This window comes from Rhizobacter sp. Root404 (assembly GCF_001425865.1).
GTDB lineage: Bacteria > Pseudomonadota > Gammaproteobacteria > Burkholderiales > Burkholderiaceae_C > LMDS01.
On the sequence record NZ_LMDS01000004.1, the window covers coordinates 702,982 to 724,646 of the forward strand.

Sequence of the window (21,665 nt, forward strand, 5' to 3'; positions counted from 1 at the left end):
CGTGGCAATCGGCAGGCCCGTACGCGGCCGGCATCCCGCTTGCCAGGGCTCGTTGCGGGCAATCCGCCCGCCCTGGAGAGTACCGCCATGCCACACCCCACCCGCAGAAGCCCGCGCCCGCGACGTGCCGAACCGCTGCAACCCGACCGGCCGGCCCGCGGCGACGAGACCGAACCGCAGAAGCCCGAGCACGACGAGGCAGACGCGCGTGCCAGGCGCCAGGAGCAGACCGACACCGCGCTCGACAACGTGCGCGAAGGCTATCGCTGACGCGCCGTGGGCGCCCTCATTGCGATCGCCCCTGAAGCTCCCGGCGCCGCGCCATGAAGCCGACCACGCCGAGCCCGGCCAGCAGCAGCGCGTAGGTCTCCGGCTCGGGCACCGCGGTGACCTGCTGCGCGTAGCTGATCTTGCCGCCGCCCTGCGTGATCAGGAAGCCGGTCTCGAACGGCGTGACGGTGTCCGGCGTGTTCGCGAACGTGGTCAGGGCCGTGTCGAAGAACGGGTTCGGCGTCGCGAAGAACGCGGCATTGGTCGGATCGACGACGAAGTTCAGCGCCGCACCCGCGAACGCGTAGAACTTGCCGCTTTGCGGATCCGGCAGCGTCGAGCCGCCGCCGGACTGCAGCGTGCCGGTCGCCAGCACCTTCTCGCCGGTCGCCGTCTCGGTCGGGTTGCCGCCGCCGTCGAAGCCGAAGGTCGCGGTGCCCACGTCGTTGTAGCCGTACAGCGTGTAGGTCAGCGTGCTGAAGGTGGCCGTCGTCGGTGCCGTGGCCGGGTTGGTGGACGAGGTCGTGCCGGTCGCGTCGAAGCGCACGTACATCCCCAGGCCGGGCACCGTGATCTTCGGGTCGGTCGCCGACTGGAAGCCGGTCACCACCAGGTAGCCCGACTCGGTGAAGGCGCTGCCGTCCGTGAACGTCACCCGCGAGTAGTCGGAGATCAGGATGTTGTTGGCCGTCACCGTGGTGCCGGTCAGGCCGACGGCGACCGGGTCGAAGGTGAAGCTCGGCGGGTCCGCCGCCATCGCGGTCGAGCCGACGGCGGCGATCGCCAGCGCCACGGCGCTGCGCATCCACATCAGCCGGCGCCGCATCAGGGTCAAGGGCATGGTCATCTCCTGGTGAGGGGGGTGGGAGGGCTACGACAGCGCGCGCTGTTGGCGCCGCGCACGGCGTTGGGACAAGGTCAGCACGCAACCCAGGCCGCCGAGCAGCAGCGCGAGCGAGCTCGGCTCGGGCACCGGCGTCACGGTCGGGCTGTTGGCGACGAAGAAGGTCTCCAGGCCGCCGGTCGCGTCGGTCGCGCTCGCCGCCAGGCCGACCCGCAGCCCCGGGGCGAACACCGCCTGCAGCTCGGCGGCTTCGGAGGCCGTCAGCGCGAACACGAAGCCGGAGTTGCCGGCGCCGGAGAACGTGTCGGCGAACGAGTACGAGGTCGGCGTGCTGGCACTGAACACGACGCCGCCGGTGCTGTCGTAAACGTTGAGCGTCAGGCTGGTCAGCGAGATGCTCTCGGCGGCGCCCGGCTCGAGCGCGTTGAAGACCACGCGCAGGTCGCTGGCCGACATGACGCCCAGCTCGGCGAACGAGCGCGTCAGGGACTGCGAGGCGCCGGTCTTGGCGTCGCCGCTGGTCACGTCCATCGTGCCGTTCCACGCCACCGAGCCGGTCTCGGTACTCGTGCCGCCCGGGCTCTGCAGCGTCAGCACCGTGTTCACCGAGCCGAGGCCGGTGCCCTGGAAATCCTGCGGCTCGACGAGCGTCAAGTCCGCGCGGGCCGCGCCCGCCATGCCGATCAGCGCCGCTGCGACGACCAGTGGCCGTGCGATAGATACCTTCATGCCAATCTCCTCTGAAGTGTCGAAGACCGGCCGACCGGCAATCGGCGTTCCCGCGTGGGAATTGCTCCACAAGCGCAGGCCATGCCCGGTCCCGCCGTCCGGCTCAATGGGCGCCGGGCGTCTCGCGCGCGGCCGGCCGGTGGCGCTGGCCATCGGTCGTGACGAAGGAGAACTTGCCGTCGCCCTCCATGAACGCCTTGCGCACCTGCGCGAGGTCGTCGATGCCGACCTGCCGCATCTCGGACTCCAGGTCCTCGCGCGTCACGAACTGGCGGCGCAGGTTGGCGGCCACGATGCGGCCGTTGTCGATCATCACCAGCGCCGGCGGCTCGGTCAGCCAGCGCACCGCCTTCCAGCGGTAGCCCGCCCAGTCGAGCGCATAGTTCCAGGCCGCCAGCGTCCCGACCAGGATCAGCCCTTCGGCGACCGTGTCGTAGCCACCGGCCAGCGCGTTCTGCGAGGCATCGGCGACGATCACGACGAACAGCAGGTCGGCGACGCCGAGCGAGCCGGCATCGCGGCGCAGCACGAAGCGGAACAGCAGCAACAGGAACCAGTACATCAGCGTGCCGCGTGCGATCAGCTCCAGCGGCGAGGTGTTCACGTCGAACAGCGCAGCGAGCGTCATCCTGCGTCCTTCCCGGGTTGCAGCAGCCGGCGCCATCCGGCGTCGGACGGGTCGATGTCGGCCTTCATCACGCGGGCCATGTGGTCGAGCGCCTGCAGGCAATCGGCGTCGCTCTCGGCCGCCGTGCAATCGGCCGGCACCCACAGCGAGTAGCCGCGCAGGTAGGCGTCCATCGCGGTGAAGAGCAGGCAGCTGTCGGCCGCCACGCCGGTCAGCACCAGGCGCCGACATTGCAATTGCTGCAGCAAAAGATGGAGCGGCGTGGCGTAGAACGCCGAGTGCCGCGGCTTCAGGATCGTGAAATCGCGGCGGCGCGGGCGCAGCGCGTTCGCCATCGTCGCGCTCGCGCCGCGGCCGGCGCTGCAGCGCTGCCACAACTGCGCGAAGTCGGCGCGCCACAGGCCGTAGTTGTCGTTGGCATAGATCGACTGAACACCTGCCGCGTCGGCATGACGCCGCAGCCTCGCGGCCGCGCGCGCCGCCGCCTGTGCCGGCTCGCGCAGGTGCTCGGCGCCTTCGAACCGCAGCGGGTTGATGAAGTCGACCAGCAACAGCACCGTGGGGCTCGGATCGAGAGGGGGCGGCGCGATCGTGCGCGCCGCAGTTCTTCGTTTCATGCGAGGGATCTCCTGCCGACGATCGTGCGCCGCGCCGAGCGGCTGCCGCGGTCGGCGGGCGTGCGTCCGGTGCGAGAGACAAGCACGCGCGCCTCGGCTCGTCGCGTCCTACGCGCGTCGAAGTTGCGGCAAATGATGCCGGCTCGCCGCTCGCGAAAGCCCGCCGCCCAGGGGCCCGGGTTCTGCCGGGACGATGGCCAAAGCACCGCCTGGCGCGGCTTGCGCGCCGACTCGGTACGCGTTTCGCCAGGGCCGCCTCGCAGACCGACACGACGGCATGGTCGTTGCGTTGATGCGCCCTCGCCCCGTCGATCAACGCGCAACCGAGTGAAACAACACGATGACGTCCTCTCCCCTGCTCAAGCAGCGCCCGATCCTTCACCAGAGCCAGACGCTCACCCCCCGCCTGCAGTTCGCCGTCAGGCTGCTGCAGATGTCCGCGCTGGACTACGAGCAGGAGTTGCACGAGTTGAGCGCGCGCAATCCGTTCCTCGAGATCGACGATGCCGGTCCCGGGCCGGCCCCGCTGAACGCGCCCGCTCAGAACGATCCGGCCGAAGCGGGCGCGACGCACGAGTCCGCGCTCGAAGCGCCGGCCGACAGCGCCGCGTCGGCATGGGACGAGCCGGCCGACACCTGGCTGCAGACCCCGGGCCCGGCGCGCGATGGCGCGGGCGGCTCGCAGCTGAGCGCGACCGACATGATGGTGGCCCACGGCGACCTGCGCCAGCACCTGCACGGGCAAGTGAACCTGCTGCGCCTGTCCGCGCGCGACCACGCGCTGGCCTGCATGGTGATCGAGTCGCTCGACGACGACGGGTACTGCCGCACCGGACTCGACGAGCTCGGTGCGTTGACCGACTTCGAGCCGCCGGTCGACGGCAGCGAGCTGAACATGGCGCTGCGCCTGGTGCAGTCGTTCGATCCGGCCGGCGTCGGCGCCCGGACCATCGGCGAATGCCTGATGCTGCAGATCGACGGCGTCGATGCGGCGGATCGCGAGATCGCCCGCGCGATCATCGCCGACCACCTCGACCGACTGGCGCAGCGTGATGTGCCGGGCATCGCCCGCCTGCTCGACCGGCCGCTGCCGGAGGTCGATGCCGCCTGCGCGGCGCTGCGCCGCCTCGACCCGCGCCCGGGCTGGCGCTTCTCCCGCCCGGACACGCGCTACGTGGTGCCCGACGTGATCGTGAAGAAGGTGCGCGGCCAGTGGCAGGCGCAGCTGAACTCGGACGTGATGCCGCGCGTGCGCCTGAATCGCACCTACGCCGAGCTGTTCCGGCGCCATCGCGAAGCGAGCCACGCCGAGCTCGGCGCGCACCTGCAGGAAGCGCGCTGGACGCTGCGCAGTGTCGAGCAGCGCTTCTCGACGATCCTCGCGGTCGCGCAGGCGATCCTGCGCCGCCAGCGGCTGTTCTTCGAGCACGGCCCGCTGGCGATGAAGCCGCTGGCGCTGCGCGACATCGCCGAAGAAGTCGGCGCCCACGAGTCGACCGTGTGCCGCGTCACCAACAACAAGTTCATGGCGACGCCGAGCGGCCTGTTCGAGCTGAAGCACTTCTTCTCGCGACCGATGCCGATGACCAGCGGCGGTGCGTGCTCGGCCACCGCGATCCGCAGCGTCGTCAAGGAACTGATCGACGCCGAGGACCCGCTGACGCCGCTGTCGGACGTCGAGATCACGCAGCGCCTGGCGCGACAGGGCCTGACGGTGGCGCGCCGCACCGTCACCAAGTACCGCCAGGGGCTGAAGATCGCGCCGGCCGATCGCCGCCGTCGCCACGGGGCGCCGCCGGCAGCCGTGCCGGCCGGGGGCGATGGCGCAGCCGACCGCGCCTCATGCTGACGGCGCGGCCGTTCGTGCGGACCGGCATTCCCGTCGGTACGAATTGCCGTTCGGCCCGCTGCCACGCGGGCGACCTCCGCGCGCGCAGCCGCTCGTCCGAAGCGCCCTAGCGCGGCGCGACCCGCACCGCCGCATCCGGCCGGGGCGCAGGGTCGAAGGCGGCGTCGGTCGTCGTCACATCGTCTTCGTCAACGCGCAGCGCCTCGATGGCGGCGCGGGCCTGGCGGATCGACTGCTCGCGGTGCCAGGCCGTCACGCGTTCGACGGCGGGCGTGATCAACGGGTGGTGAATGGACGCAGCAGCGGGCGTGGAGGTCTGCATGGTGGTTTCGCCTGAGAGTCGGGGGCGTCCTCGATGGAGGCAAGTTGCGTACCCGCGCATTCGCGGGGAACGAGGATTGCCGCGTCACCGGATCGCCCCGAAGGAGATCCCATGCCCACCCACCTGAGCGCCTACGACGATCCCAAGACGGCCATGCGTGCGGCCGGCCTGTTGCGCGATGCCGGCCTGCCGACGAACCGCATGCGGCTGCATCTGAGCAAGACGCACACCGGACACCGCGCGCTGATGGAGTTCGACGTACAGGCCACCGGCCGCTTGGTCGCCGACTGGTGCGCGGCGCTCAGCGAAGCGACGCGCTGACGCGATGACGCGCCCGACGCGCGGCGAGCTCCGTCATCAGGCGGGCGGTCGCGGCGATGCTGTCGTCCAGGTTGAAGCGCTCGACCACCCGCGCCCGCGCGGCCTGCCGCATGGCCTCGAGCTCGCCGGGCGTCTCGAACACGTGCGCGACCCGGTTGGCGATGCCCTGGAAATCGCCGGGCGCGACCAGCCGGCCGGTGCGGCCGGGTTCGATCAGGTCGGGCACGCCGCCCACCCGGGTCCCGACCACCGGCAGCGCGCTCGCCATCGCCTCCATCACCGCCAGCGGCATCGCCTCGCTGTGCGACGGGCAGACCAGGACGTCGAGCTGCCGGTAGACCTCGGCCATGTCGCCGCGCAGGCCCGGCAGGTGCAGGCGCCCGGCCATTCCGAAGCGCTCGCCCATCGCCTGCATCGCTTCGCGCATCGGCCCGTCGCCGACCATCACGAAGTGCGCATCGGGCAGCAGGCTGCGCAACAGCAGCGTGGCGCGCACGAACACCTCCGGCCCCTTCTCGGCCGAAAACCGGCCGACACAGCCCACGAGCGGCGCCGTCCCGTCGATGCCGAGATCGCGACGCAGGCCGGCGTCGGCACGCGGCCCGGGACTGAACAGTTCGGTGTCGACGCCGTTCGGGATGCAGCTCAGGTGCGACGCGCTGATGCCGATGCCCAGCGCGTGCAGCTGGCTGTGGCGGCACACGACGTTGAGGTGCGTGCCGGCCGCGCGATGGACTTCGAGGTCGAGCATGCTGAGCCGCCGGCCATGCACCGTCGCCAGTACCGGCAGACCGCTCAGGCTGCCGACCATGCCGGCCAGCAGGTGCGCGTTCTCGAGGTGCGAATGGATCAGGTCGAAGCCGTGCGACTGCACCAGCGCGAGCGCCGTCTGCACCGAGAGCCACGGCGGCTCGTCGGGCATCGGCACGATCACGACCTCGGCCGCCAGCGCCCGCAGCCGTTCGACCAGCGGGCTTTCGTAGGGGCACAGCGCGGTGACCGCGAAGCGCTCGGTCGGCGTGCCCGCGCACCAGCGCGCCCAGGTGCGCGTTGCCGCGCCGCAGCGATGCCGGGTCGTCGAGCGAGTACCCGTCGCCGAGGAACGGCGCGAGCAGCACGCCCAGGTCGACGCGAGCGTCGTCCAGCGTGCGCAACACGTCGTCGCGGGTCTCGCGACCGGTGCAGTGGAGATGGGCGTCGATCAGCATCTGGCTCAGCGCGCCGCCGCGGCGCGCCCGCCGCCGCCCAGCGCGCCGGCCGGAGCCGCGGCCGCCGGCGCCAGCGCCGCCTGCACCTGCACCGCGGCACGCCGGCCGGCGATGAACGCATGGTCGGAGTTGTAGTACTCCCACTCGCTGTAGCGCCCCGCCAGCACGATGCCGAACGAGGCGAACCAGTCGCGGATGCAGGCCACGTTGGCGGCGCGCGCGTGGTCGTAGATCACGTAGGCGCACGGCATGTCGACCTGGTTGGCGCATTCGATCTCGTCGTCGGGCCCGAGGATGCCGACCGCGCGGCAGTCGGCGATCGCGCGCGCGGTCAGCGCCTCACCGTCGCACGGCAGCGGCTTGCTCGGGCCGTAGGTGATCTCGCACGTCAGGCCGAAGCCGCCCGGCGGGTTGTTGTGCGGGCTCGCGTTGCCCTGCACGAAGATGCGGTGGAACACCGTCTCCTCGGGGTAGTAGATCCAGTGCTTGTCGGTCAGGCGCTCGCGGCCGGCGGGCAGGCGCACGCCGAGGTTCACGCAGCGCACCGCCACATGCCGCAAGCCTCGTGCGGCCGCCTGCACATCGGCCGGCGCCTCGTCGCCGCAGGCCTGCACGAGTTGCGGCAAGGGCATCGTGCTGACGAGCGCATCGAAGCTGATCGAGCGGCCGTCGTCGAAGCGCACGGTGCGCCGCGACGGCGACACGTGCAGCACGCTGGTGCGCACCGACAGTTCGCATTCGAGCAGCGGCAGGAAGCCGTCCATCAGCGCCTGGAAGCCGCCGCGCAGCGGGTAGCCGAAGCGCGCGTTCGGTCCCATCGGCGCGGGCGTCGGCTCGAGCGCGCCCTCGATCATCTGGCCGAGGTCGGGCAGCGGCACGCGGCCGCCGAGCCACGACGTTTCCATCTCGGCCAGCGGCACCGCCCACAGCTTGCGGTTGTACGGCGTCGCGAAGTGCTTGGCGATGCCCTTGCCCCAGACCCGGTCGATGAATTCCTCGAAGTTGGCCGGCGGCGTTGGCGGCGGCGCGCTCTGGTGGCTGTCGATCGGCCCGAAGCGCGCCTCGATCGCACCGACCAGGCATTCCTTCAGCACCGCCGGCGGCAAGCCGTACAGCGAGCCCTGGAACGGATAGCGCGTGTAGACGTTCTTGCTGTAGACCCAGGCCTCGCGGTTCTGCCAGTGCACGTTGTCGCCGAGCAGTCGCTCGTACATGTCGAGCACGTACGCATCGTTCGAGAACATGATGTGGCCGGCGTGGTCGAACGTGTAGCCCTGCTGCGTCACCGACCGGCACCAGCCGCCGACCGTGTCGGCACGCTCGACCAGCAGCGTCTGCGCCGGCGCGGACGTGCCCTGTGCCAGGTGATATGCCGCCGCCAGCCCGGTCGGCCCGGCCCCGATCACCAGGTGCCGGACATGCCGCACCGTGCGCTTGACCACCGGCACGCCGTGCGGCGCGTCGCTCGCATCGGCCTCGCCCGCATGGCGCGCGGCGGAGCGCGTCATCGCGTCGATCTGCTCCAGCACGCGCTGCGCGGCGCGGTCCCAGGACGATTGCGCGACGGTCTCGCGGCTCGCCTCGCGCCGCCTCGCGCGGGCGTCCTCCGGCTCGGCCAGCGCGGCCTCGCAGGCGGCGATGAAGCCGGCGTGGTCGGACGCGATCCGCACCACCGCGCCGTAGAGCCCGACCACGTCGGGCACCGCGGTGCTGACGACCGGCTTGTCCCCCGCCAGGTACTCGAGCGTCTTGGTCGGGCTGATGAAGCGCGTGGCCTCGTTCAGCGCGAACGGCATCAGGCAGACGTCCCAGCCGGCCATCAGGTGCGGCAGCATCGGATACGGCTGCATGCCGAGCCAGTGCAGGTTCGGATGGCGCGGCAACTGCGCCGGATCGATCTTGACCACCGGACCGATCATCACGATCTGCCATCCGGGCCGGGCGCGCGCGAGCGCGTCGACCAGCGCCGTGTCGAGCCGCTCGTCGATCACGCCGAAGAAGCCGAGCCGCGGTCCGGGCAGCGCGCCCTGCAGGCGCTCGGCCTCGGCGGCGGCGTCGCTCGTCGGCGCGAGGCCGGCCGGCGCGAAGTGCGCCGCGTCGACCGAACTGGGCAGGCAGTGGACCTGCGGGTGCAGATGCCGCTTGGCCTCGTAGAGCGCCGGGCCGCCGGTGAAGACGAGGTCGGCCGCCTTCATCAACGCGGTCTCGCGCTGGCGCAGCTGGCGCGGTGCGTCCTTGAACGCGCTGAGTTCGTCCATGCAGTCGTAGACGACCGCACGCGGGCGCAGCTCGCTGAGCAGCGGCAGCGCCATCGGCGTGTAGAACCACACCAGGTAGTCGTCGATCGCGTGGCTGCGCAGGTACTCGGCCAGCAACGGCTTGAGCACCGGCAGCTGGTCGTCGTGGAAGCCGCCGGCCGCGATCGGCGTGCGCGGCACCAGCACGTCGACGCCGGGGCCCTTCGGGATGCGGTCGATGCGCGCCGGCCCGTCGGCCGGGTCGAGGTGGACCGGCTCCTCGATGAACAGCACCGGGTGGTGCGGGCCGAGGCGCACCATCAGGTGCTGCGGACGCTGATAGACGAAGGCCCAGCGCAAATGGGAAAAGACGATCAGGTGGGACATCGGGGTCTCCGTGGTGGTTGAGTCTTCGGGCAGGATGCGTTGCCAGCGGGCCAGCGCCGCGGCGTAGTCGATGCACAGGCGCCGCGACAGCGGCGCTGTCGGGTCGGCCGGGTGGGCCACATCCCACAGCCCGCTGCGATGCCAGTGGTCCGGCTCGTTCCAGTCGTGGCGATCGACCAGCGGGTACAGGCAGAGGCCGTCGACGGGCACGCCGGCGCGGCGCGCGGCGCGGACCTCGCTCGCCATGTCGTGCAGCCAGTCGGCGCGACCGACGCCGACGTGGCTGGTCTCGGCCAGGATCAGCGGGCGGCGGTAGCGCAGCCACGCCGCGCGAAGCAGCGCGGACAACGGACGCCGCCGCGGGTCCTGCTCGTGCCAGCGCAGGCGCCGCTCGGTGCCGACCTCCCACTGGCCGCTGTGGTAATGGTTGACGCCGACCAGGTCGAGCGCGTCGCGGGAGCCGCCGAGCTCGGCCTCGATGCGGCCTTCGATCATGTCCCAGGCCTGCCACTGGTAGTCCGCGACGCGCTGTGCCTGTGCCGCCAGATCGGGCCGATCGCGCGGCGTGCCGACGTGCACCACCGGCTCGATGTGCAGGAAGCGTGCGCGCGGATCGACCGCTCGGACCGCAGCGACGCCGGCCAGCACCGCGCGCACCAGGCGCCGCTTGAGCGCATAGCCGGACGCACTGCTGGTCTCGCCGGCGTTGGCCGGGTCGCCGCGGTACGGGTGGATCAGGTTGGTCGCGCTCGCGGCCCAGGCCAGGAAGCCGATCTCGTTGACCAGGTTGTAGATGGGCGCGCGCACGCTGCGTTGCCCGATCGTCCGTGCCACGGCGGCCGCGAACGCCGCGAAGCGCGGCACCAGCGCCTCGTCGAACAGGTCGACGTCGGGCGGCGTACCGTAGTGCATCAGCGTCCACACGACCTGCAGGCCGTGGCGCTCGGCGCTGCGCGCGATCCGCACCGCGCGCTGCAGGTCGAAGTGCCCGGGCGAGGGCTCGCACAGGCGCCAGCCGATGCTTTCGCGGACGACGCCGATGCCGCGCGCCGCAGCGTTCGCGTGGTCCTCGTCGAGCCGCTCGAGGTGGCCGTTGCTGGCGGCCATGTCGAGCGCGACGCGCTGTCCGTTGACGTGGTCGGCGCCTTCGAAGCCGCCCATCCAGAACGACGCGAACGGCGAGACGCAACGGGACGGCGAATGGGGTGGCGGATTCACTGCAACGGCAACTGGACGGATGCCCCCGAATGGCAAGCGGTGTGCCGCGGTGCCGCGGCATGCGCGTTGCCCGGTCTTCACGCAACCAACGCGGCGCGTGCCGAACCACCATGAACGACGACACCACGGTCGACCTGCTCAACGACCTGCTCGAGACCTGCAGCGACGCCGAGTGCTGTTGCCGCGGCGCGGCCGCGCAGGCCGAATCGGCGGAACTCAAACGCGCGCTCGACGAAGCCGCGACCGGCTGTGCGCAGGCCGCGGCGGAGCTCGCGTCGCTGGTGCGCCAGCGTGGCGGTGAGCCCGAATCCGGCGGCTCGGTCGGCGGCACGCTGCAGCGCGGCTGGCAGGCCGTGACGAGCACGCTGGGCGGCAGTGGCGACAAGGCCCTGCTCGACGAATGCGAGCAGGTGCTGAACGGCACCGCCGCCGATTACCGCAAGGCGCTCAACGACCCGAGCCTGCCGGAGACGGTGCGGACGATCGTCGATCGCCAGCTCGACGGCGCACGCCGGCGGCACGACCTGATCCGCCACTTGCGCGACCGCTGGTCCGGCGTGCAACCGGACCGTCCGCCACGCTGAACGCGTTCAGGAGGCGCCGATCGAACCGGTCACCGGCAACACGATGCCGGTGATGTAGCCCGAGCACACCGGCGCGGCGAGGAACACGTAGGCGGGGGACAGCTCCTCGGGTTGCGCGGGTCGCTTCATGTCGGTCTGGCTGCCGAATTCGGCGACCTTCTCGGCCGGGGCATCGGCCGGGTTCAGCGGCGTCCACACCGGCCCCGGCGCCACCGCGTTGACGCGGATCCCACGCGGCAGCACGTTCTGCGCGAGCGCCTTCGTGAAGGCGTGGATCGCGCCCTTGGTGGTCGAGTAGTCGAGCAGGTGCGAACTGCCTTCGAGGCCGGTGACCGAGCCGGTGTTGATGATGCTGCCGCCGCGCTTCAGGTGGCGCAGCGCCGCCTTGGCCATGTGGAAGTAGCCGTAGACGTTGGTGCGCAGGGTCTGGTCGAAGCGCTCCTCGGTGAGGTCGTCCAGCGACTCGGCGTGCTCCTGGAACGCGGCGTTGTTGACCAGCACGTCGAGCTGGCCGAAGGCCTCGACCGTGCGGTCGACCGCGCGCACGCAGTACGAAGGGTCCTTCACGTCGCCGGGCAGCAGCAGGCAGCGCGTGCCCTCGGCCTCGACGCAGCGCTTCGTCTCCTCGGCGTCGATCTGCTCGTTCAGGTAACCGATCGCCACGTCCGCCCCTTCGCGCGCGAACAGCACCGCGACGGCGCGGCCGATGCCGGAGTCGCCGCCGGTGATCAACGCGACCTGGCCTTTCAGCTTGCCGCTGCCGACATAGTCGGGCGCCATGAAGCGCGGCGCGAGCTCGAGGTCGGCTTCGTGCCCGGGCTTGCTCAGATGCTGCGCCGGCAACTCGGTCGGCTGGTCGCGTGCGCCGGCTTGCACCGGCTGCTTCTTCTCCTTCTCGCCGGACGACGACTGGGCGGCATCGCGCTGGTCCTGCTCGTGCTGGATCGCGCGCTGGGTCTGCGCCGTCTTCTCGGCGGCCGGGTCGGTCGAGGTGGGGTCGTTCGCCATGGGGGCTCCTGGTTGTTCGGGGTGTCCGGGCGCGGGGGCAGCCGGCGTTCCCGCGGATCGCCGTCGGTCGAATGCCGACCCGCGAAAAAGTTGCGGCAAGCTCGCGTCACGGCCGCCGGGCATGCCGGTTGCCGGACGGTTGCATGCGTCCTGCGTCCACCAGCCCGTCGTTGATCGCCCTGCTGCGATCCCTTATCCATCTGATCCCGGCGATCGTCAGCGACCGGGTCCACCTGCTCACCCTGGAACTGCGACGCGCGATGCAGGCGCTGGTCGGCATCGTCGCGCTGATGCTGTGCGCGGTGGTGCTGCTGCTGACCACCTGGGTCGCGCTGTGGGCCGCGCTCGCCGCCGCGTTGATCGACGCAGGCTGGGGCATCGGGTGGGTGGCGCTGCTGATCGTCGCGCTGAATGGTGGTGCCGCCGCCTTCGCGCTGCTGCGCGCGAGCCGACTCGCCGCGCTGCTCACGCTGCCGGCCACGGTCCGCCGCCTCACGCTGCCGCCGCCGCCCGAGGCGGCCTTGCCGAAGGATGCCGCACCGTCCGTCACGCCAGCAGGAGCCACACGATGAGCGACGACCTGGACACGCAGATCCGCCGCGCCGAGATGACCGTCGTCGAGAGCGATCGGCGCCTGCTGCAGACCGCGCGGCAACTCGCGCCCGCGTCCCGCGGCGCCGCGCAGCGCGCCGCCTGGATCGGCGGCGGCAGCCTCGCGGTGATCGCATCGACCTGGCTGGTCGTGCGCGCGCTGTCGCGCCCTGCGCCGCCGCCCCCCTGGTGGTCCGCACGAAAGGCGGCGAGCCCGCCACCCCCGCCGCCCGCGAATCCGCCCTCGGCGCGTGGCTGGCGCCGCGCCATGGAACTGGGCGGCGCGCTGATGGGCTCGGCGTTGCGTTCGGGTCTCGCGCCGGCGGCACCCAAGACCGCCGCCGCCGCGCCGCTCGCCTTCGCGACGGCATGGCGCTGGTTCAGCCAGCGCCGCGCCACGCGCCGCTGACCGCCGGGCCCATTCAGGCCGCCGGCCGCAGCGCGCGAATCTGCAGCACCGGCACGGCTATGCGGTGGTACCGGCACGCAGAGAACCATGCACAACGGCAGCCGCAACGACAGGGCCATGGCGCCGCGGGCGGACCGCAGCTGATTCACGGGGTGGGTCCCCCAAGGGGCCCTTGAGATGGAGCCCGAGCGCGCCTCGGGCTCCATTCTTTTTTGATGCCCATGAGGCCGGACGCCATGGCTGAAAGCCTTGCGGCAGGCGCATCGATCGACAACGTTCCACGGGACCGCTGGCGTGCACGGCACGCCGGTTGCCCCCAGGCGGCATGAACCCCAAACCGCTTCCAGCGACTGACGCGCGCCGCTTGCACGCCCATCTGCGCGCGCAGGCCGAGCGCCTGCCGCTGCCCGAGGCGGAACGCACGCTGGTGGGCACGATCATTGACGCGCTCGACGACGACGGCTACTTCCGCCAGGACCTGGCCGATGTCGCCGCGCGCGCCGGGCTCGACCTCGAGCGCGACTACTTCGAGCTCAACACCGCGCTGCGGCTGGTGCAATCGCTGCAGCCGGCCGGCGTCGGGGCGCGCACGCTGGCCGAGAGCGCACTGCTGCAGATGCGGCGCCGAGTTCGCGGCGCAGCCGCTCGCCGGGCATCGCCGGGTTCGACCCGGGACCCGCGATGATCACGCACCCGCAGTTCCACGCGCTGCTGCAGGCGTTCGGCCGCCGCACCGGCGTGCCGGTGCTGGTCAACACCTCGTTCAACGTGCGTGGCGAGCCGATCGTCGCGACGCCGCGCGCCGCGATCGAGGCGTTCTTCGGCACCCCGCTCGACGCGCTGGTGATCGGACCGAACCTGGTCGAGAAGCGGCCCGCCTAGATGTCGCGGTGGGTGACCCGCCGCAGCTCGCTGCGCATGACTTGCAGGCGCAGCGGCTTGCTCAGGAAGCCGTCCATGCCCGCCTCGCGGCAGCGCCGTTCGGTCTCCTCGTCGACCGCCGCCGTGGCCGCGACGATCGCGAACGGCGCCACCCGGCCGGCGCGCTGCAGTTCGCGCAGCCGGCGCGTCGCGTCGATGCCGCCGAGCACCGGCATGTTGACGTCCATCAGCACCACGTCGGGCGGCGAGGCCTTGCATTGTTCGATCGCGTCGAGTCCGTCCGAGGCGCAGACCACGTCGTAGCCCAGCGCCTTGACCAGCCCGCTGGCGACCATGCGGTTCACGTCGTTGTCGTCGACGACCAGCACGCGGCGGCGCGGTTGCACCAGCGTCGACCAGGCGGAGGCCGGCCCGGCGCGCTGGCCGGTGTCGGCCCGCAGCGCGTGCTCGGTCAGGCGGCCGATGTCGCCGGGCGACAGCGGCTGCACGCGCACGCTCAGGGGTGCGGGATCGGGGCCGGTGAGTGTCGGCGAGCCCGCGTTCACCAGGTACAGCGGGATCGACTGGGCCGGCAGGCGCCGCGCCAGCGCGGTGACCTGCGCGAGCGTCGCGCTTGCCTCGTGGACGACCAGCAGCGCGGGCGACGTGCCGTGCTGCTCGCCATCGAGCACGGCTTCGGCCGCCAGCACGCGATCGAAGCGCCGCACGCGCCAGCCGCTGCGCTGCAGCCGGCGCTCGAGCATCTCGGCCGCCGGTCCGTCGGTGTCGATCAGCCAGGCGCGTGCGCCGGAGGCGCAGGCCGCCGCCTCGACCGGCTGTTCGCCGCCGCGGCAGGTCCAGTCGAGCCGGAACAACGCTCCCTCGCCCGGCTCGGCCGAGAACTGCACGGTGCCGGTGGAGCTCGGACAGGTGCCGCTGGCTGTCGTCAGCATGCCGCCCGCGCCGGGTCGCGGGTGCAGTTCCTGCCTCAGCGACAGGCGCTGCAGCACGTGTTCGATGCGCGCCGCCGGCGCCAGTTCGCCGGTGCCGCCGGCCGTCATCTGCAGCACGGCGTCGCCGTTCGCGGCGAGGCTCACGTCGGCGTTCAGCACCACGAAGCCGGGCCCGATCACGTCGGACAGACCGGCCAGCAAGCGGTACAGGCCCGAGCGCAATGCCACCTCGTCGGCCTCGACGAGGACCGGTTCGTCCGTGCAATCGAAGGACACCGTCTGGTGCTTGCGGGCCATCAGCGGCAGCACGTCGCGCACGGCGCGCGTGAAGCATTCCTGGACGTCGAAGCGGACCCGCGTCGGACGGGCCGACTGGCCGTGCCAGTGCCGCGTCAGATCGGCCATCAAGCGCTCGATGTCGATCGGCTTGGCATACGCCGCATCGAAGCTGCCGTCGATCTCGGTCCACCTGTCATTGACGCCGAGGTCGCCGGTCACCGCGATCAGGCGCGGCACGACGCCCGCGCCGTCCTCGGCGCCCGCGGCACGCACCTGGCGCGCCACCTGGATGCCGTTGAGCCTGGGCATGCGGATGTCGAGGATCGACACGTCGGGCCGCTCCGCCAGCGCCATCTGCAAGGCCTGCTCGCCCTCGTAGGCGACGACGACGCGGCAGCCGAATTCCAGGCGCAGCAACTCGGCCAGCGTGTCGGCCGCGGACGGGCTGTCGTCCGCGACCAGAATGCGCATCTCCGAAACCGACCTGCCGTTGTCCGAACCCATCGTTCCCGTCCCTGACCGTTCCGGGTGGCGTGGGTGCTATCCCAGCTCGCCGTAGCCGGAGTGGGTGACGCCGCCGTTGTCGCGCTCGCCCTGCACCGGCACGGTCGAGTACTCCTTGAGCCGGTTGTAGAGCGTCTTCAGGCTGACGCCGAGCGCCGCGGCCGTGCGTTCTTTGTGGCGGCCGTAGTGCTCGAGCGTGGCCATCATCACCACCCGCTCGATTTCGGCAAGCGACGTGCCGATCTCGATCTGCAGCAACGAGGCGCCGACGGCCGGCGCCGACGGCGTCTCCCGGCTCGGCAGGCATTCGTCGTGGATCGTCGTCTCGGGCGCCATCACGTAGGCACGCTGGACGATGTTGCGCAACTCGCGCACGTTGCCCGGCCAGCGGTAGGAGCGCAGCCGCGCCAGCGCATCCGGCGCGAAGCGCTTGGCCTGGCCCTCGCGGCGGCCGATCTCGTCCAGGAAGTGCTCGGCGATCAGCCCGATGTCCTCGCCGCGGTCGCGCAACGGTGGCACGTGGATCGGAAACACGTTCAATCGGTACAGCAGATCTTCCCGCAGCCGACCGTTCGCGACAGCCTGGGTCGGGTCGCGGTTGGAGGCGGCGACGATCCGCACGTCGGCCTCCTGGGACTGCATCGAGCCGACGCGCATGAACGTGCCGGTCTCCAGCACGCGCAGCAGCTTGACCTGCAGGTCCAGCGGCATCTCGGTGATCTCGTCGAGGAACAGCGTGCCGCCGTTGGCGCGCTCGAAGAAGCCCTGGTGCTGGCGCTCGGCGCCGGTGAAACTGCCCTTCTCGTGGCCGAAGATCTCGCTCTCGATCAGGTGCGGCGAGATCGCGCCGCAGTTGACCGCGAGGAAGGGCTTGGCGCGCCGCCGGCTCAGGTCGTGCACGGTGCGCGCGACCAGTTCCTTGCCGGTGCCGCTCTCGCCGGTCACGAACACCGTGATCGCGGTGCCGGACACGCGCAGGATCTGCTCGTGGACCTTGCGCATCGGCGCGGAGCGTCCCCACAGCAGGCCGAAGTGGCCCGCCTTCTCCAGCGTCTCCAGCATCCCCGCGGCATCGGTGTGCAGCGTCGACGGGCGCCGCAGCCGCGACAGCACGCCACGCAGCTGCTTGATGTTGAGCGGCTTGGTCAGGTAGTCCGCCGCGCCGAGCCGCAGCGCCTGCACCGAGGTCTCGACACTGGCATGGCCGGTGATCAGCACCACCTCCGACCGACCATGCGCCTTCAGCTGGTCGACCAGCCCGAGGCCGTTGCCATCGGGCAGCATCAGGTCCAGCAGCACCACGTCGGGCGCCTGCAGCGACATCCGCCTGCGCGCCGCCTGCAGCGAGTTGGCAGTGGCCACCGTGAACCCCTCCGCGGCGATGAGTGCAGCCATCATCTCGGCAGAATCATCGTCATCATCAACTACCAGTGCATGCGGCACCTTTTCATCCTCCGTCCGAGCATCGGGCCCCTGAACCCGAGAAACCAGGCACAGATTCGACGTGAAGTCACGACGTCAATGTCCAAATTTATGCATTGCTCCGCGGCGATTCTGGACCGAAACCCCGGGCCTGCCGACGTGCCCGCACCGCGTCGAAACGCCGGACAACGCCTACACGTCGCCGGGAATTTCCCGCCGCGGCGCGAACGACAGGCGGCGCACCGTGTCGTGCAGCTGGTTGATGACGACGGGCTTGGTCAGGTGTGCGGTGAAGCCGGCCTCCATCGCGCGCTGAATTTCCTGCGGCCGGCCGAAGCCGGTCAGCGCGATCGCCGGGAGCGCACCGGTGCGTGGATCGCGGCGCACCTCGGCCACGAGTTCGTAGCCGTCCATGCCGGGCATCGCGACATCCGAGATCAGCAGGTCGAACGAACCGGCCGCGAGCGCGGCCAGCGCCGCGCGCGCGTTGTTGACCGCGGCGACCTCCGCGCCCTCGAGCCGCAGCAACGCCGCGAACGATTCGAGCGCGTCGTCGGCATCGTCCACGATCAGCAGGCGCAGCCCGGCCAGCGGCGCGTTCGACGCGCCCGCGATCAGGTCGCCGCTGCCCGCGCCCGCCATCGGCAACCAGACACTGAACGTCGCGCCCTGCCCCGGGCCGGCCGACGCCGCGGCCACGCGCCCGCCCTGCTCCTCGGCCAGGTGCTTGACCAGCGCCAGTCCGATGCCCATGCCGCCGTGCTGGCGCGTCGTGCTGCGGTCGGCCTGGCGGAACATCTCGAACACCGCGTCGACGAAGTCGGGCGGGATGCCCTGGCCGGTGTCGATCACGTCCAGGCGGCATTCGTCGCCGTCGGGCTGCAGGTGCAGTTCGATCCGGCCGCCGGACGGCGTGAACTTGAGCGCGTTGCTGACCAGGTTCCAGACGATCTGCTCAACCCGCACCGCGTCGGCGTAGACGATCATGTTCGGCTCGCCCGCATCGACCGAGATCGTCAGCCCCTTGACCGCCGCGTCTTCGGCCACCGCGTCGGCCACGCGGTGCACCACCGCCGGCCAGAACAACGGCGCCGCGTTGATCGTGAGCTTGCCGGTGCGCAGCCGCGACAGGTCGAGCAGGTCGTCGGTGATCTTGGCCTGGCTCAGCACGGCACGACGGATCACGTCGGCCGCGTGGGTCACGGCCGGCAGGCCGCGCGCCTCCGGCAGCCGCGCGAGCAGCTCGGCGTTGACATGGATCAGGTTCAGCGGGTGCTTCAGCTCGTGTGACATCACCGCCAGGAACTCGTCCTTCATCGCGATCGCGCGCTGCAGTTCGGCGCGCACCTCGGTCTCCTTCTCGAGCAGCGCGCCGAGCTGGATTTCGGCCCGCTTGCTGTCGGTCAGGTCGCGCGCGATCTTGGCGTAGCCGACGAGGCGCCCCTCCTCGTACATCGGCGTCATGATGCCGCTGCAGAAGAACGAGCTGCCGTCCTGACGCAGGTGCCAGCGCTCGTCGCTCGCGCGCCCTTCCTCGCGGGCGATGTCGCGCTCGCGCTTCGGCGCGCCATCGGCCCGGTCGTGCAGGGTGAAGATCAGGTCGATCGGCTGGCCGACGATGTCGGCCTCGGTGAAGCCGAACATGCGGCGCGCGCCGCCGTTCCACGAGGTCACCGTGCCCTGCGGGTCGAGCGTGATGATCGCGAAATCCTTGGTGCTCTCGACCAGCAGCCGCACGTTCGCTTCGCCGAGCCGCACCTGCGCCTCGGCGCGCCGCGTGGCGCTGATGTCGATGAAGGTCAGCACGGCGCCGCCGATCACGTCCTGGCGCGTGCGGTACGGAAGCACTCGCGTCAGGAAGGTGGTGCCGTCGGCGCCGCGCACCTCGCGCTCGGTGACGCGCAGCGATTCGAACGCGTCGATCGCGTCCTTCTCGAGATCCGGGTAGTCGAGGCTGTGGGTGATGTGCAGCAGCGAGCGCCCGAGGTCGCCGTTCAGCAGGTTGAAGAGTTGCGCGGCCCGCGGCGTGTAGCGCTTGATGCGCAGCGCGCGGTCGACGAAGATCGTCGCGATGTCGGTCGAGCTGACCAGGTTGAGCAGGTCGTCGTTCACTTGCGTCGCCTCGTCCACCTTGGCCTTGAGCTCCTGGTTGACGGTGATCAGTTCCTCGTTCAGCGACTGCAGCTCCTCCTTGCTCGTCTCCAGTTCCTCGGTGATCGAGCGCAGCTCCTCGTTCATCGACTGCAATTCCTCGTTCGAGGCGCGCAGTTCCTCGTGCGAGGTGGCCGAGTCGCCGAGGCTGCCGCGCAGTTCCTCGCGGGTGCGCTTGAGCTCCTCCTCGAGCATCACGACGGTCGGGTCGTGGCGGCCGCGGCCACTCGGCCGCGCGAGCACGTGCTGCACCGCGTCGAACGCCACCAGCATGTAGCGTGTGCCGTTCTGGTCGACCGGCCGCACCACCATCGTGACCCAGACCGGTTCGTCGACGAGCTGCACCTGCACGCGCCGCGCCTCCACGCTCTTGCCCTCCTTGGTGGCCGTGAGCAGCGCGGTGCGCAGTTCGCTGGCCAGTTCCGGGCGCACCAGCTCGAGCAGGCCTTGCGACGGCGTGCCGGTCGCGAAGCGCAGGTAGGCCTCGCTCTGCAGCGTGGAGTGCAGCAGGTTGTACGACACGTCGGTCAGCACGCTGGCTGGTGCATAGGCGAGGCGGATCTGGTCGTGCACTTCGGCCGGCACGCCGAAGCGATTCAGCGCGTGCACGAGCCGCGGCGCCGGCAGCTTGAGCCGCATGTTCCACGGCAGCACCGGCATCGCGCTGCGGCGCATGCGCGGGACGTCGTCGGCGCTGTAGATGCGGTGCCGCTTGTCGACGAGCGTGAACAGGCCCTGGGCCGCGTCGGCCGATTCGGCGCTGCCCAGGAACAGCAGCCCGCCCGGCCGCAAGGAAAAGTGCAGCACCTGCATCACCTGCTGCTGCACCTCGCGATCGAGGTAGATCAGCAGGTTGCGACAGCACACCAGGTCGAGGTTGGAGAATGGCGGATCGCGCAGCAGGTTGTGGGCCGCGAACAGGATCTTCTCGCGCAGCTCCTTGCGCACGCGGTAGTGCGATTGGTCGCGCTGGAAGAAGTCGCGCAGACGCGCCAGCCGCACGTCGGTCGCGATCGAGCCGGGGTACACGCCGTTGCGCGCCAGCGCGATCGCGTGCTCGTCGATGTCGGACGCGAACACGTGGACCCCGACCGGCCGGCTCTGCCTTGCTGCCAGTTCGGACAGCACGATCGCGACCGAATAGGCCTCCTCGCCGGTCGCGCAGCCGGCGACCCAGGCGCGTACGCGGCGCCCTTCCGACGCGGCCTTCTCGATGCCCGGCGCCAGCGCGCCTTCCAGGGCCTCGAATGCCGCCGGGTCGCGGAAGAAGTTGGTGACACTGATCAGCAGGTCCTTCAGCAGCGCCGCCGTCTCGTCCACATGCCGTTGAAGGTATCGGCTGTATTCCGGCAACGTCGCGACCTGCGTGACCTGCAGCCGCCGCTCGATGCGGCGCAGCACGGTGGCGGGCTTGTAATGCTTGAAGTCGTGGCCGGTGCGGTCGTGCAGCAGGCCCATGATCTCGTGCAGCGCGTGCTCCGCGGCGGCAGCCGCGGCCGGGCTCTCGGGCGCTTCGACCTGCAGGTTCAGCCCGTCGAAGGCGGGCAGCTCGATGTGGCGCGCGTTCGCCCACAGCTTGACCAGCCGCTCGCCCATCTCGGACGCCGAGACGACGATGTCGACCGCGCCCTCGGCGATCGCGCTCAGCGGCATCGAGTCGAACTCCGCCTCGGCCGGTGTCTGCGCCAGCGTGACGCCCCCACGCTCCTTGATGCGGCGCAGGCCCATCGCGCCGTCGCTGCCCATCCCGCTCAACACGATGCCGATGGCGCGTTCGCGGTGCACGTCCCCGAGCGCACGCAGGAACTTGTCGATCGCGGTGTTGGCCCGATCGCCCGCCGCCACCGGTGCGACCGACAGCGTGCCGTCGGCCAGCTGGAATTCCAGGCGCGGCGAGATCACGTAGACGCGATCGGGCTCGATCGGCAGCGACTCGGTCACCTGCAGCACCGGCAGCCGCGCATTGCGCGCGAGGATCGACGCGAGGTGGCTTTCGTGATCGGGCGACAGATGGACCACGACGACGAACGCCATGCCGGAATCGCCCGGCACCCCTTCGAACAGGCGCGTCAACGCGCTCAGCGCGCCGGCGGAGGCGCCGATGCCGACGACCGGGAAGTCGACCGGCAACGGTGCGGGCGCGTCGTCATGCGTCGTCGAGGGGTTCATCGGAGGTATTTTCTGGTCTCGGGGGAACCGGCACTCCGCGTGCCCGCCGACCCGTCCCGCGTGCCGCCCAGGACGGGGCCGACCGGACTTTACAGCGCCGGCGT

18 protein-coding genes and 1 pseudogene are annotated in these 21,665 nt (G+C 71.2%); 8 read left to right on the forward strand and 11 right to left on the reverse strand.

Annotation, left to right across the window (positions count from 1 at the left end):
- Positions 1-87 precede the first annotated feature (87 nt).
- Entirely contained in the window at positions 88-270 is a 183-nt protein-coding gene (locus ASC76_RS07915) for a hypothetical protein (protein ID WP_056464610.1), read from the forward strand.
- A 16-nt stretch (positions 271-286) separates the two neighbouring features.
- Here the strand turns inward: ASC76_RS07915 and pepA are convergent, their stop codons facing one another.
- The 4 genes from pepA to ASC76_RS07935 form a co-directional block, all read right to left on the reverse strand.
- Entirely contained in the window at positions 287-1,111 is an 825-nt protein-coding gene (gene pepA, locus ASC76_RS25145) for a flocculation-associated PEP-CTERM protein PepA (RefSeq protein ID WP_157615411.1), read from the reverse strand.
- Positions 1,112-1,141: 30 nt separating this feature from the next.
- The gene (locus ASC76_RS07925; RefSeq protein WP_056464614.1) at positions 1,142-1,843 is read right to left on the reverse strand and encodes a PEP-CTERM sorting domain-containing protein; all 702 of its coding nucleotides are present in this window, start codon (positions 1,841-1,843) and stop codon (positions 1,142-1,144) included.
- Between the two features lie 103 nt (positions 1,844-1,946).
- On the reverse strand, positions 1,947-2,471 hold the full coding sequence (locus ASC76_RS07930; RefSeq protein ID WP_056464616.1) for a DUF421 domain-containing protein: 525 nt from the start codon (positions 2,469-2,471) through the stop codon (positions 1,947-1,949).
- The gene (locus ASC76_RS07935; protein ID WP_056464618.1) at positions 2,468-3,088 is read right to left on the reverse strand and encodes an isochorismatase family cysteine hydrolase; all 621 of its coding nucleotides are present in this window, start codon (positions 3,086-3,088) and stop codon (positions 2,468-2,470) included. The genes ASC76_RS07930 and ASC76_RS07935 overlap by 4 nt, the downstream gene beginning before the upstream one ends.
- Positions 3,089-3,428: 340 nt before the next feature.
- Between ASC76_RS07935 and rpoN the strand changes: the two genes are divergently transcribed.
- Positions 3,429-4,937: an RNA polymerase factor sigma-54 gene (gene rpoN / locus ASC76_RS07940; protein WP_056464621.1), complete on the forward strand. Its 1,509-nt coding sequence runs from the start codon at positions 3,429-3,431 to the stop codon at positions 4,935-4,937.
- A 106-nt stretch (positions 4,938-5,043) separates the two neighbouring features.
- Here the strand turns inward: rpoN and ASC76_RS25150 are convergent, their stop codons facing one another.
- Positions 5,044-5,259, reverse strand: coding sequence for a hypothetical protein (locus ASC76_RS25150; protein ID WP_157615413.1), 216 nt, complete (start codon positions 5,257-5,259; stop codon positions 5,044-5,046).
- A gap of 111 nt (positions 5,260-5,370) precedes the next feature.
- Here ASC76_RS25150 and ASC76_RS07945 point away from each other — a divergent pair, with 111 nt between their 5' ends.
- Positions 5,371-5,580 carry a hypothetical protein gene (locus tag ASC76_RS07945; RefSeq protein ID WP_056464624.1) on the forward strand — a complete coding sequence of 70 codons (210 nt, stop codon included), beginning with the start codon at positions 5,371-5,373 and terminating at the stop codon, positions 5,578-5,580.
- Here ASC76_RS07945 and ASC76_RS07950 read toward each other — a convergent pair.
- Positions 5,561-6,772 (reverse strand): glycosyltransferase family 4 protein, encoded by a 1,212-nt coding sequence (locus ASC76_RS07950; protein ID WP_256364454.1) that lies wholly within the window; start codon positions 6,770-6,772, stop codon positions 5,561-5,563. The two genes, ASC76_RS07945 and ASC76_RS07950, sit on opposite strands and share 20 nt — an antisense overlap.
- A 21-nt stretch (positions 6,773-6,793) precedes the next feature.
- The gene (locus tag ASC76_RS07955) at positions 6,794-10,630 is read right to left on the reverse strand and encodes an FAD-dependent oxidoreductase (RefSeq protein ID WP_235580385.1); all 3,837 of its coding nucleotides are present in this window, start codon (positions 10,628-10,630) and stop codon (positions 6,794-6,796) included.
- A gap of 110 nt (positions 10,631-10,740) precedes the next feature.
- On the opposite strand from ASC76_RS07955, the gene ASC76_RS07960 reads away from it, so the two are divergent.
- Positions 10,741-11,214, forward strand: a complete 474-nt coding sequence (locus tag ASC76_RS07960; protein ID WP_056464632.1) for a PA2169 family four-helix-bundle protein — start codon at positions 10,741-10,743, stop codon at positions 11,212-11,214.
- 6 nt (positions 11,215-11,220) lie between these two features.
- On the opposite strand, the gene ASC76_RS07965 is transcribed toward ASC76_RS07960, so the two are convergent.
- On the reverse strand, positions 11,221-12,222 hold the full coding sequence (locus ASC76_RS07965; RefSeq protein WP_056464634.1) for an SDR family oxidoreductase: 1,002 nt from the start codon (positions 12,220-12,222) through the stop codon (positions 11,221-11,223).
- Between the two features lie 143 nt (positions 12,223-12,365).
- Here ASC76_RS07965 and ASC76_RS07970 point away from each other — a divergent pair, with 143 nt between their 5' ends.
- The 4 genes and pseudogenes from ASC76_RS07970 to ASC76_RS07985 all read left to right on the forward strand — a co-directional run.
- Positions 12,366-12,794, forward strand: coding sequence for a phage holin family protein (locus ASC76_RS07970; RefSeq protein ID WP_162247078.1), 429 nt, complete (start codon positions 12,366-12,368; stop codon positions 12,792-12,794).
- The gene (locus ASC76_RS07975) at positions 12,791-13,222 is read left to right on the forward strand and encodes a hypothetical protein (protein ID WP_056464638.1); all 432 of its coding nucleotides are present in this window, start codon (positions 12,791-12,793) and stop codon (positions 13,220-13,222) included. Before ASC76_RS07970 ends, ASC76_RS07975 begins: the two co-directional genes overlap by 4 nt.
- 325 nt (positions 13,223-13,547) lie before the next feature.
- A complete protein-coding gene (locus ASC76_RS07980) occupies positions 13,548-13,907 on the forward strand; it encodes a hypothetical protein (protein WP_082548903.1) in 360 nt (119 codons plus the stop codon).
- A 5-nt stretch (positions 13,908-13,912) separates the two neighbouring features.
- Positions 13,913-14,104: pseudogene (locus tag ASC76_RS07985) on the forward strand (carbamoyltransferase C-terminal domain-containing protein); the annotation flags it as partial.
- Here ASC76_RS07985 and ASC76_RS07990 read toward each other — a convergent pair.
- The 3 genes from ASC76_RS07990 to ASC76_RS08000 all read right to left on the reverse strand — a co-directional run bounded on the left by ASC76_RS07990 (position 14,101) and on the right by ASC76_RS08000 (position 21,561).
- On the reverse strand, positions 14,101-15,786 hold the full coding sequence (locus tag ASC76_RS07990) for a response regulator (RefSeq protein WP_056464644.1): 1,686 nt from the start codon (positions 15,784-15,786) through the stop codon (positions 14,101-14,103). The pseudogene ASC76_RS07985 and the gene ASC76_RS07990 sit on opposite strands and share 4 nt — an antisense overlap.
- A 69-nt stretch (positions 15,787-15,855) precedes the next feature.
- Positions 15,856-17,262, reverse strand: a complete 1,407-nt coding sequence (locus ASC76_RS07995; RefSeq protein WP_082548906.1) for a sigma-54 dependent transcriptional regulator — start codon at positions 17,260-17,262, stop codon at positions 15,856-15,858.
- A gap of 171 nt (positions 17,263-17,433) precedes the next feature.
- The gene (locus tag ASC76_RS08000; RefSeq protein WP_056464648.1) at positions 17,434-21,561 is read right to left on the reverse strand and encodes a CheR family methyltransferase; all 4,128 of its coding nucleotides are present in this window, start codon (positions 21,559-21,561) and stop codon (positions 17,434-17,436) included.
- Positions 21,562-21,665: the final 104 nt, after the last annotated feature.

Coding starts and splice junctions, on each gene's coding strand:
- ASC76_RS07915 (WP_056464610.1), top strand. CDS start 88: ATGCCACACCCCACCCGCAGAAGCCCGCGCCCGCGACGTGCCGAACCG.
- pepA (WP_157615411.1), bottom strand. CDS start 1,111: ATGCCCTTGACCCTGATGCGGCGCCGGCTGATGTGGATGCGCAGCGCC.
- ASC76_RS07925 (WP_056464614.1), bottom strand. CDS start 1,843: ATGAAGGTATCTATCGCACGGCCACTGGTCGTCGCAGCGGCGCTGATC.
- ASC76_RS07930 (WP_056464616.1), bottom strand. CDS start 2,471: ATGACGCTCGCTGCGCTGTTCGACGTGAACACCTCGCCGCTGGAGCTG.
- ASC76_RS07935 (WP_056464618.1), bottom strand. CDS start 3,088: ATGAAACGAAGAACTGCGGCGCGCACGATCGCGCCGCCCCCTCTCGAT.
- rpoN (WP_056464621.1), top strand. CDS start 3,429: ATGACGTCCTCTCCCCTGCTCAAGCAGCGCCCGATCCTTCACCAGAGC.
- ASC76_RS25150 (WP_157615413.1), bottom strand. CDS start 5,259: ATGCAGACCTCCACGCCCGCTGCTGCGTCCATTCACCACCCGTTGATC.
- ASC76_RS07945 (WP_056464624.1), top strand. CDS start 5,371: ATGCCCACCCACCTGAGCGCCTACGACGATCCCAAGACGGCCATGCGT.
- ASC76_RS07960 (WP_056464632.1), top strand. CDS start 10,741: ATGAACGACGACACCACGGTCGACCTGCTCAACGACCTGCTCGAGACC.
- ASC76_RS07965 (WP_056464634.1), bottom strand. CDS start 12,222: ATGGCGAACGACCCCACCTCGACCGACCCGGCCGCCGAGAAGACGGCG.
- ASC76_RS07970 (WP_162247078.1), top strand. CDS start 12,366: ATGCGTCCTGCGTCCACCAGCCCGTCGTTGATCGCCCTGCTGCGATCC.
- ASC76_RS07975 (WP_056464638.1), top strand. CDS start 12,791: ATGAGCGACGACCTGGACACGCAGATCCGCCGCGCCGAGATGACCGTC.
- ASC76_RS07980 (WP_082548903.1), top strand. CDS start 13,548: ATGAACCCCAAACCGCTTCCAGCGACTGACGCGCGCCGCTTGCACGCC.
- ASC76_RS07990 (WP_056464644.1), bottom strand. CDS start 15,786: ATGCGCATTCTGGTCGCGGACGACAGCCCGTCCGCGGCCGACACGCTG.
- ASC76_RS08000 (WP_056464648.1), bottom strand. CDS start 21,561: ATGAACCCCTCGACGACGCATGACGACGCGCCCGCACCGTTGCCGGTC.